Consider the following 8915-nt stretch of genomic DNA (forward strand, 5'->3'; position numbering starts at 1 on the left):
GACAAAGCAGACATCATTCAGAGTCTGACCAAAACCCTGAGAACGGGCGGAAAAGGAATCAGCAAAACTCCTGGTATTTGTGGTGGAGAAGCGTGTATTGCCGGAACCCGAATTGCCGTTTGGTTATTAGTTGAAGCCCAACAGATTGGTATCAGTGAAGCCCAACTTCTACAAGACTATCCTCACATCAGTGCGGCTGATTTGGTCAATGCTTGGGCGTATGCAGATGCTCATCCCGAAGAAATTGCAGCAGCGATTCGCGCCAATAATGAGGTTGTCTTTACACAGAATCAATCCTGATAATTCAAGGATCATTGTTTGTACAAATGATACGAATCGACCTCGTATGGCAACTCGTATCAATGAAGCAATCACGGCAAAAGAATCCTTGGCAGGTCAATTAATTCGTGTAATACGCCCTAGCCGTTAAAACCTAAACGAAAAGATAGATTGCATGATAAAATTGGACATTAAAATTAAGCCAAAATGTAGTAGTTCTCTTGCATAGGAGCAGTAAATGTGACCGTTAAGTTATCCCAGCCTGACTTCAACCGACTCACCCGTATTGTTCAGAATTTACCCGATTTTGCTAATGTACGCGATCGCAGACGCTTGGTTGCGGGGGCGTTGGAAGGCGTACCCCAGGTGGATGTAATCCTAGCACGGCTGGATTTGGATGGTACCCCGATGGGAGTCTCTGTAGAAGTGGTACGCTTTTTGTCACAGTTCGGGCAGGTGGCTTACGGCAAAGAAGCTTTAAGCGTTTTCCTCAACTACATTCAACCATTTACTGGCGATGAAGATTCAGACTTTATTCTAGAGTTATTTCAAAAGTATCCCCTCGATGTCCCTGCTAGTCGCAGCCGCTTAATTGACCGTTGGCGGGGAACGAGTAGTGTGGCTGATGTACAGGAAAAGATTATTGGGGAAGATACTCTACGCCACATTTACCTTTTAAACTTGGCTCTTGAAGCATCAAAAGCAGTGGCTCATTTGCGTACTCCAATGGGTGCGGGTACAGGTTTTATAATTGCACCGGATTTATTGATGACAAACAATCACGTCATCGCCAGTCGGGAGCAAGCTGAACAGACTGAATATACTTTCAATTACCAACTGGATATTAACGGGAAGGAGTGCGAAATACAAACGACCCAAGCGTTACCGGGGGGTGCATTTTACACCAATATTGAATTAGACTATACAATTGTATCCCTCAAAGATTTGCCAGAGTTTGGCAGTCCCCTTGTCCTCAAGAGTAAGCCAATGCGGAGAGACGATCGCGTAGCCATCATTCAGCATCCAGGTGGACATCTGAAGAAAATCTCGATGCAGAATAACTTTGTCGCCTATGCTGATACCAACGTGGTGCAATATACCACCAGCACATTACCAGGTTCTTCCGGTTCACCTGTGTTTGACGATGACTTTCAGGTGATTGCGATTCATCATAGTGGTGGGAGGTTAGTTGAGCCGGGAACGACACAAAGTTACTTACGTAATGCAGGTACGAGTATGATGGCTGTGTTGAAGGATTTACAGACCAACGCGCCGGAGGTTTATGCTCGTTTACAGGGGTAGTTGAGCGATGGCAATCAGTATCGATAGCATCCAAAAATTATTGCTCTTTCTAAGACCTTATATGAAGGATAAGTTATAAAAATGACCTCTATTCAAATCTCTGGTTTACGCGAAGATTTAGAGACAATAGAGCTATTAAGCACAGAGATTTTTCAAGAAAACGAAATTTCAGCAAAAACTAAAATTTCTGAATTTCGTGCAGATAGCATTGAAGTAGATCAAATACTACCTGTACTTACAGTTACTTTTAGTGGAGTGAGTGTACTTATTGGAGTAATCAACCGCGTCCTGATTATAAAAGGAAAAAACAACAAGCCTGTAAATCAAAAAGAAATTCCAATTTATATCAAGATTCAAGCAAGTAATGGTAAAGAGCTAGAGCTGAAAGTTTATGGCAGTATGACAAACACGGAAATCAAGAAATGTGTAGATGGTGTTCAGGAATTCGTTGATGATTTTCTTTTGGCTAACGATGGAATGTCATTACTGCCATCCGAAAAATATATCAATCAAGCAAATATAAATAAGATTAATTTATTGCTTATTGATTTGATTGAGCGATTAACTGATATAAGAAAAATAAGACGTTTACCACCTGTAAAAAATGAAAGAAACACAATTTATAAGTTTTTATTTGATAAAGTTAATTTCAATGAAATAATAACTTTACCAGAAGAAAAATTTTATTTGAAATTCGACGAAGTTAAGTCTTGCAAGAATATATTCTATGTCTTAGAAAGAGAAAATATTTTATGTTTTCACGAAGTCCTTCATGATAGGCGTGTAATTGACATGCAAAATATATTTGTAGGATATAAAATAGAAAAGCTTTCATTATTCAAAGAAATGACTGGCATTCCAGAGTTTATTTTTTCGGAATCCCAAGAAAAATCGATTGTAGATCAAGACAAAATAGAAGAAATCATTAAATTTAATCAAATGTCAATAAGTAACGATAGCATTGAAAAATTATTGCCTCTACTCAGACCTTATTTACGGGATGAGAATGAGCGTCGAGCCTATTTGATCAGGGCGTTAGGCATGGATACACCTGTGTTGAATCGCCTGGTTTTAAATACACCTGTGGATTCTTTCATCACTAGCATGGTGACAGAACTGGTAGACTTCGGCGAAATATCCCCAGGTCAACCAGCACTTTGCGCCTTGTTGGAAGTGATTCGTGAAGATGTAGGCGTAAACAATAAGGCAAAAATAGATAAACTACTTCAACAACTGCGAGAGGAGTTAACTGAGACACCCGTTGCTCAAGAATCCGTATCATCAAAACAAGACGCTCAAAATTTGCAGTGCGCTGTTATCCTCACGGCTATTCCCATTGAATATAGAGCTGTTCGCGCTCACTTGACAAATCTAGAGGAAGAGATACACCCTGAAGGCACTATCTATGAACGAGGAAACTTCTTATCCAACGGTCAATCCTGGCAAATAGGAATTGTTGAAATCGGGGCAGGTAATGCTGAGGCGGCGGTAGAAACGAAGCGAGCCATTGATTACTTTAAGCCGACTGTTGTACTCTTTGTTGGTGTAGCAGGTGGAATCAAAGATGTTGTCCTTGGTGATGTGGTAGCAGCGACAAAAGTTTATGGGTACGAGTCCGGAAAAGTTGTCGAGGAAACGTTCCAACCTAGACCCAATACTAGCCTCGTAAGTTATCGTTTAGAACAGAGAGCTAAGGCTGAAGTTAGGAAAGAAGAGTGGTTAAACAGGATTGGAGAATCGATGCCAACACCAAAACCTCGCGCTTTCACGGGAGCCATAGCCGCAGGGGACAAAGTGGTGGCTTCAACGACGTCTGATCTGTATCAGCTTCTGCGGACAAATTATGGTGATGCGCTAGCGGTAGAAATGGAAAGTCATGGTTTTCTCAAGGCGGTTCGTGCTAATCCAGAAATCAATGCATTAATTATCCGTGGTATCTCTGATCTCATTGATGGTAAAAGCAATGCTGATGCGGCTGGCTCTCAGGAGAAAGCGGCACAACACGCTAGTGCTTTTGCATTTGAAATCTTGGCAAAACTGTTAGGTGATGGCAATCAGTAGCGATATAATTCAAAAATTATTGCCTCTACTTAGACCCTATTTAAGGGATAAGAATGAGCGTCGAGCCTATTTGATCAGGGCGTTAGGCACGAATACACCTGTGTTGAACCGTCTGGTTTGGGATGTATCTGTGGATGTTTTCATCACAGATATGGTTGAAAAACTAGGAGAATTCGGTGAAATTCACCCTGGTCAACCTGCGCTTTGTGCTTTGTTGAACGTGATTCGTGAAGAGGTGAATGGAAATAGAAAGTTAGATATAGACGAATTGCTACTTCAGGTTAATCAAGAACTGAAAACACCAACACCAAATTTTGTCTGGAAAGGTGTACAGACTCTCAAGGGACATTCAGAGTTAGTTCGCTCTGTGGCAATTAGTCCTAATGGTCAGATACTTGCTAGTAGTAGTAATGATCAAACGATCAAGCTGTGGAATTTGCCAACTGGCAAACTCCTTTACACCCTGGCGGGACACTCGAGTATGGTTACATCTGTTGCCTTCAGTCCGGATGGGAAAACCCTGGCTAGTGCCAGTAACTTGGCAGTTGGAGACGGTAACATTAAATTGTGGAATGTCGAGACAGGAACGCTACAGCAAACACTTGACAAAGGATTGCTCAATTTACGTGTTAGCTGCGTCACCTTTAGCCCAGACGGAAACACTCTGGCTAGCGGAAACATTGATGCCACGATTAAACTATGGCAATTGAACAGTGGCAGATTGCATAATACTCTCAAAGGACATGGGTGGGATGTCAATTCAGTTGCCTTTAGCCGTAATGGGAAAATCCTGGTGAGTGGAGGTTTGGATGGTGCCATCAAGATATGGAATTGGCGTATAGGGGAATTACTACACACCCTGAATCGACCCTCACCGTCAGATATAATTGGTTCGTTGGTATCTTGGTTTGATTCTTCTGTTGGGGTCATTTGGTCTGTGGCTATCAGTCCTGATGGACAAATGATTGCGAGTGGTGGTTCCGAGCAACCCATCATGTTATGGAATTCTGATACGGGAAAATTGGTGCGTACTCTTACAGAACATTCAGGAAAAGTTTATTCGGTTACATTTAGCCCCAACGGCAAGTTACTTGCCAGTGGTGGTGATGACAATACACTGAGTATTTGGAATTATCAGACAGGTGAACTGCTTCAAACATTAGAGCATTTAAGCCCAGTTTATTGTGTTACTTTCAGTCCTGATGGACAGACATTAGTCAGTGGTAGTGCAGATAGTACTATTAAGGTTTGGCGCATACATGATAGTTAGGCAATGGTAATAAATATCGACATCATTCCAAAATTATTGCCTCTACTTAGACCCTTTATGGAGGATGAAAACCAGCGTCGAGGATATTTGATGAGGGCGTTGGGGATGGATGCACCCGTGTTGCGTCGTCTTGTCTGGAATACACCTGTGGATGCTTTCATCACAGGTATGATCAAGGAACTGGTGATCTTTGGTGAAATTACCCCGGGTCAACCCGCGCTTTTTGCTTTGTTGAATGTGATTCGTCAAGATATGGGTCGAGATATTCAGGTACGCATCGATGAACTCATTGTAGAAGTTCAAACCCAACAGAACGTTCTTCCGATTCAAACGCCGCCTCATTTACTGTTTGACTTGCTGCTAATAATGGATTTTAAGCAGCAGGTGCGGTTAGTGAAAGAAGTCATGACATCACATCAAATTGCGGCTTTCTTGGTTCATGGTGAACCGTACTGTGGACAGCAACTTTTAGTGACTCGATTATTCCGGTTGAAGCCACAGTGGAAAACAATATCGCCGATTAAAATTGATGTGAGTCATAACGGTGTCGGGAGGAGTATTCGTCATCTGTGGCGACAAATGGCGACTTGGTTTGGGTTGCCAAAAGAGGCTGAATCGAAAGAGATTATTGATCGAGTGTGCGATCGCGTTTCCACTCAAGATGTTATTTTTATCTTTTATACTGTGGACTATATGCCGCCTAATGTCCTGATGGCGTGGCTTGAGGAGTTCTGGGAACCTTTGGTAAAACGGATTGAGCCAGAGTTCTGTGCGACTCCAGAGGGAACCCATCTGTTAATGTTCTTGGTAGACAATAGCGGTAGTATTTGTCAGTCAACGATTCAATTAGCGCAGGAATGGAAGCAACCCGAATATCCCCGGATTCCTTTGCACTTGCCACCCGTGAGTCCATTTCGGTCAGATATCTTAGAGGATTGGCTGGATATGGTGACGGGATTTAGGGATATACAGATACCTGCGGGGTTAACCTCTCAACTCTTGTTAGAGAAGTCAGAAGACGGAATTCCTGAATTTGTCTATGAGGAAATTTGTTGCCACTGTGGTTATGATTGGGAGGGAGAATTGGCAAAATGGTTAATTTAGCTGATGCATTGGCGGCTAGTGGGAAGCCTTTCTATCAAGGTAAACGCATTTCACCTCAAGAGTGTCAGGAGAATGGACTCACCCCTTATTTACCCTCACCGGAACTGATTAATGCGGTTAATCTCGCCATCTTTCTGGAAAAACGCCCTCTGTTACTCAAGGGTGAACCCGGATGTGGTAAAACTCGCTTGGCGCAGGCGGTGGCTTACGAATTAGGTTTACCCTATGAACCTTGGTATATTAAATCTACCAGTCGGGCAAGGGATGGACTCTACACCTACGACGCGGTGAGACGATTACATGATGCTCAACTGGTGCGGATGGGGGAAAAGAGTCAATCGAAAGTTGATGATTTAAATAATTATATTCAAATGGGAGCGCTGGGACGTGCGTTTGAAAATGCACAGCGCACGGTGGTATTGATTGATGAAATTGATAAGGCGGATATTGATTTCCCTAACGATTTATTGCGAGAGCTTGACGAGCAGCAATTCACGATTGAGGAAACGGGAAGGGAAGTTCAGGCAAATTTCCCTCCGATTGTGTTTGTGACGAGCAATGATGAAAAGGATTTACCCGATGCCTTTCTGCGCCGTTGTCTGTTTTATTACATTAAATTTCCTAATTCACAATTAACCGAGATTGTCAAAGCCCACTTTCCGGAATCATCGCCGGAATTAGTCGAAGTAGCGGTGCAGCGTTTCAGGGAACTGCGACAGACAATGGAGAAAGGGAAATCAGGGAAAAAGGTGAGTACCAGTGAGTTACTGGATTGGTTTGCGGTGCTGCGTCAATTTCCTCACGATCAGGTATTGCAGCAGCTTGAGGGAGAATTGCCGTTCCCAGAAATTTTGCTGAAGAAATGGGAGGATCATCTACGGTATCTGAAGTTATGAAGCTTGAACAACTGCCACTGCTGGATATTTTTAACAGCCTGCGACAGCGACATGGTTTGCCGTTGGGGGTGGATGAGTATTTGACAGTCTTGCGATCGCTTCAGGCTGGCTTTGGTATTGGTACTCGTGAGGAACTAGAGCAGCTTTGCTGTCTGGTGTGGGCAAAGTCTGAGGAAGAGAGTCGCCTAATTCGACGGTTATTTGAGCAAATGTGGCGGTCTTCTCCAGATACTGCGGATCAACCTAAACCATCATCCACATTACCAGAGTCAGGGGATTCCTCGGCTGAAATACCCGAATCTGAACCTTTGCCAGAATTAGAATCACAGCCCAATTTGACTCCAGAACCCGTGCAAGCTGTGCAAGCCGTGCGGAGTAGTCGGCGGGATAGGGAATTGAGACGCCCTCGCTATAGCCTATTAACTGAGTATTTCCCGGTGACTCGCAGACAGATGAAGCAAACTTGGCGTTATCTGCGTCGCCCAGTGCGAGAAGGAATCCCTACAGAATTAGATGTGGAAGCAACGGTGGCAAAAATTGGGCGTGAGGGTATTTTACTCCAACCTGTGCTGATACCTCCCCGCAAAAATCGGGCGGATTTAGTGTTAATGATTGACCAGGATGGCTCAATGGTACCGTTTCACCAACTATCCCGGCAGTTAGTCGAAACAGCACAGCGCGGTGGACGGTTGAGACAGACCCGTGTATTTTATTTTCATGATTATCCTGATCAGTATCTGTATCGTCATCCTGCGATGTTAAATGCTCAACCCATATCTGAGGTACTGGAAGAGATTGGAGAACGGGCGGTGGTGCTGATTGTCAGCGATGCAGGAGCCGCACGAGGAAATTTTGACCAAGAACGGATTGACAGCACGAAAGTATGGATTGAGCAGGTACAGCAGTCAGTACGGTATTGTGCTTGGCTCAACCCAATGCCAAATCAATGGTGGCAAAATACCACGGCTGGAGAAATTGCCCGTTTGTTGCCCATGTTTGAGATGAGTCGTCAGGGAATGAACGCGGCGATTGGTGTATTACGGGGCAGATATATCGCTTGGGAGAGGATGTACTCATGGCTGCTGTGACATCTAATCGTAACCAAGCCCGTGCTAGGCGAGTTGCGGTTAAACGGGTTGAAGGATTTGCCAAGCAATTTGGCGAAGCCCATCGAAACTTGGCGCGTCACGCCGCATTTCCCCTCTCACTCACCCCCGATTTGCTCTACCAAATTTGGGCAAACTTTGTCCCGGAAGCGCCTTGGGAAGCTGTGGCTCATCTGCTGCTGTCGCGTCTGTGTCGGCAGGTGGGCTATGAGATGTATGAAATGGATATTGCGGATAGAAATCTGTTATTGAGGGAATTAAAAGAGCAGTTTGGACAAGAAAGATTAGACGAACTGGGAGAGTTTTTGCTGGATTATGTGGCGCAACGATTGACTGATGATGATCCAGATACTCAGGATTTACGAGAAGCTCAGGAGTGGACAGCATTGGCATATACAAAGCCGAATGAGCTAGCGCGGGAGTTAGCGCAGAGGTTGAGTGAGAGAGTGCAGCAAGAGGATATGGGAGAGGTGCTTCGCCTTGCTTCGTTCGTGGAAACTTTCGCAGAGCAACTTATAGAATTCGGATTCGAGCCACTGCTGACTTACGCCCAAGCCATGGTGAATTTTGCCCGTGGTAGCGTAGAAAGTGCAGCTAATTCTCTAAATAAAGGGATTGAAGGGAAGAACTCAATATCCGTTTTCGGAGTAAGTTTGCCGATTCCCAAACAGCTCAAGGTAATTCAGCGCAAGCGTTCTTCGAGTGATTTAGTGGAGGATTTTAAACAAATGAAATCAAGACAAGAAGGTAAGAATTTGCCTTGCGCTGTTATTCTCACGGCTATTCCTGTCGAATATAAAGCAGTTCGCGCTCACTTGAGCGATCTCCAGGAAGAGACGCACCCGGAAGGAACCATCTACGAACGAGGAAACTTCTCATCCAATGGTGGCTCATGGC

Annotated in this window: 7 protein-coding genes and 1 pseudogene; all 8 read left to right on the top strand. The window is 44.1% G+C overall.

What is annotated here, in order from left to right; all coding sequences use genetic code 11:
* A partial coding sequence (locus RIC07_RS28205) for a DUF433 domain-containing protein (protein WP_446397413.1) occupies positions 1–300 on the top strand: 300 nt, incomplete at its 5' end.
* A gap of 219 nt (positions 301–519) precedes the next feature.
* The gene (locus tag RIC07_RS28210; RefSeq protein WP_446397414.1) at positions 520–1581 is read left to right on the top strand and encodes a trypsin-like peptidase domain-containing protein; all 1062 of its coding nucleotides are present in this window, start codon (positions 520–522) and stop codon (positions 1579–1581) included.
* 81 nt (positions 1582–1662) lie between these two features.
* Positions 1663–3642 (top strand): phosphorylase family protein, encoded by a 1980-nt coding sequence (locus RIC07_RS28215; protein ID WP_446397415.1) that lies wholly within the window; start codon positions 1663–1665, stop codon positions 3640–3642.
* Positions 3629–4912 (top strand): WD40 domain-containing protein, encoded by a 1284-nt coding sequence (locus RIC07_RS28220; RefSeq protein ID WP_446397416.1) that lies wholly within the window; start codon positions 3629–3631, stop codon positions 4910–4912. The genes RIC07_RS28215 and RIC07_RS28220 overlap by 14 nt, the downstream gene beginning before the upstream one ends.
* A gap of 3 nt (positions 4913–4915) precedes the next feature.
* Positions 4916–6016 (top strand): XRE family transcriptional regulator, encoded by a 1101-nt coding sequence (locus RIC07_RS28225; protein WP_446397417.1) that lies wholly within the window; start codon positions 4916–4918, stop codon positions 6014–6016.
* Complete coding sequence (locus RIC07_RS28230; protein WP_446397418.1) at positions 6004–6912, top strand: AAA family ATPase; 909 nt, start codon at positions 6004–6006, stop codon at positions 6910–6912. Before RIC07_RS28225 ends, RIC07_RS28230 begins: the two co-directional genes overlap by 13 nt.
* A complete protein-coding gene (locus RIC07_RS28235) occupies positions 6909–8000 on the top strand; it encodes a VWA domain-containing protein (protein ID WP_446397419.1) in 1092 nt (363 codons plus the stop codon). The genes RIC07_RS28230 and RIC07_RS28235 overlap by 4 nt, the downstream gene beginning before the upstream one ends.
* A pseudogene (locus tag RIC07_RS28240) lies at positions 7988–8915 on the top strand (hypothetical protein); the annotation flags it as partial. The gene RIC07_RS28235 and the pseudogene RIC07_RS28240, both read left to right, overlap by 13 nt.

The sequence above is a fragment of the Coleofasciculus sp. E1-EBD-02 genome (assembly GCF_040218245.1).
Taxonomy (GTDB): Bacteria; Cyanobacteriota; Cyanobacteriia; order Cyanobacteriales; family Coleofasciculaceae; genus Coleofasciculus.